The sequence below is a fragment of the Thermogutta sp. genome (genome assembly GCF_039793925.1).
Taxonomy (GTDB): Bacteria; Planctomycetota; Planctomycetia; order Pirellulales; family Thermoguttaceae; genus Thermogutta.
In genome coordinates this window covers 44,426-46,420 of sequence record NZ_JBAMME010000123.1, presented here as the reverse complement: position 1 = coordinate 46,420, position 1,995 = coordinate 44,426, and the positions used below count along the sequence as shown (strand labels likewise).

The window sequence follows — 1,995 nt, the reverse complement described above, 5'->3', positions numbered from 1 at the left end:
GGTTTCTCCCACGCTTCGGCCACAGGAAGGACTCCCTCCTCGATAACACTTTCCCTGCGGAGCGGAAGCAGTTCGTTTTCATCAACCACCGACCGCAGCAAGTACAATTCGGTCTCCCCGCGGATGGAAAGATATTTGACATATTCAATAAGCGCCTGAATATCTTCATCGGGAAGGGGCACAAAGGATGGCATTCCTGTTCCGGGAATTCCGCGGCGGATTGTCCGCTCGAGGTCCTGTCGTGTGGGTTTCGCCCCCAAGACAGTGGATGTGTACTTGAAAATGCCATATCGAAAGTCGCGGGGATAGGGGTTAAGCATCGCGGCAATCGGCCCTGCTCCGTCCCCAGAAACTCCGTGACACACGGCACAATGCTTGCGATAAAGGCCCCGTTCCACCCCGCTGAAATCGCGGCGCGTCGGTCCCGCCGCCCGCCGAAGGAGCTCCAAATCGAGATTGAGACCCGGTGGAACACGAGGCTCATCGGGGGTGCCGAAGAGATCCGTGAGCATACCGACAATTGCCTCGCGCTGGGCCGGCGAGATAGACGCAGGATCGCGGCCCTCCGTGTTCAAGCGAAACTCTACAGGTCGCGACCTACTGCAACCAGCCAAACTCAGTAATAGCGCGAGTAAGAATGCGATGCTGACAGGCTTCCAGCCAAGCGATGCTCTGCCATGCGACGGTCTTGTCAAAGGTTCTTCGGAGGCAACGAACATCATATCGAATAAAAATTTAACATCCCGTGCCAATCTCATGTTGCACAGTTAAATAATTAACGCAATTGATCGACTTAGTATTTTTCAAGTCACCTTGAGCGATGCGGGACTGACACGAATTGTTCCCAGATCGTTCACACCGGGCTTGATCGTGACCGTGAACCGTCCCCGCGGATAGGTAGGCAACTCAAATTGCCGCACGCGTTCCTGCCAAAGCTGGAATTCCCATTCGCCTGGCGGAAGGTACGGAATGCGAAATGTTCCATCGCTCCCGCTGATCGCGAAATAGGGGTTATCACGCGGAAGAATATAGGCACTTTCCCAGGGATGGTAGTTACACACGATGTGGACGGGCTCCGTCTGGCTGCGGTGAAATCTCCACGTGGCGTCGGTTTTTTCACCCGGCGCCGGAGCCAGAATGATATTCGCAGGTAAGTCTCCCAAAGGGGTGAACGCCACGTTCTGGGCAATCGGATCAGAATTGACGATATAGAATTCCTGAACCGTGTACCAAATTGCCAGACAATGTGGTTTAAAAATGCAGTCCCGGTTATCCAAAGTCACGCGTTTGGGAAATTTTTCGGCCAGTCCGGGAGGTATCGGAACAGCACGGCTCCGCAGAAAAACATAAACGTTGGCCAGCCCCCCGTCCGGTCCCACCATCAGTGATTCGTCCCGGATGTCGTACTTACCGCAGCAGTCCACATCTTTATCGACCTTGAGTTTCTTTCGTTCCGGAGGCGTTCCGACGAACACGAATCTTCCGGTTAACTCCCCCAGTTGCCCGGCTCCTTCGCCCAGCAAACTGGAGGAAAGGAGAGGTCGCGGAACGCTCAAGAGCGTCCCCAGCGCCGCCAGTTTTTTGAGGAATTCCCGTCGGTGTCGCGATTGTGGGATTAATTGTTCGGCATGATTGCCGCGCATAGCCTCTGTTCGTCGCAATTCACTCTTCATCGTAACACCTCCCGTTCCCCTGCGACATTCACCGAAGTTTTTGTGCTCTCTGACCGAAAGCGCTCGCATGAGACACTTTTTCGCGTCTGACAGCGTACGTCCAGCCAGGAAGAATCAAGCAGGAAAATCCGCCGGCTGAGGTCCATCATTGAGGAACGCCGTCGCTGCCTCGATTGCCGTTCTGGCGTTGGCCCGATGGTATCTTGACATTCTACGGCGCCAGGGGCTTGCAGGCCAAACGAGCGTCATCTTTCCTCCGCCCAACCTCCGTCAGGGTTGCAACTGAGTGCTACGATCGTCCAAATCGTTCGGGAAGGAGGCT

Annotated in this window: 2 protein-coding genes; both read right to left on the bottom strand. The window is 55.0% G+C overall.

Features of this window, described 5'->3' with window-relative positions; all coding sequences use genetic code 11:
- On the bottom strand, positions 1-512 hold a 512-nt coding region (locus ABJK56_RS04520), incomplete at its 3' end, for a cytochrome c (protein WP_347243471.1).
- A gap of 291 nt (positions 513-803) precedes the next feature.
- Positions 804-1,673 (bottom strand): hypothetical protein, encoded by an 870-nt coding sequence (locus tag ABJK56_RS04515; protein ID WP_347243470.1) that lies wholly within the window; start codon positions 1,671-1,673, stop codon positions 804-806.
- Between the last annotated feature and the right edge of the window lie 322 nt (positions 1,674-1,995).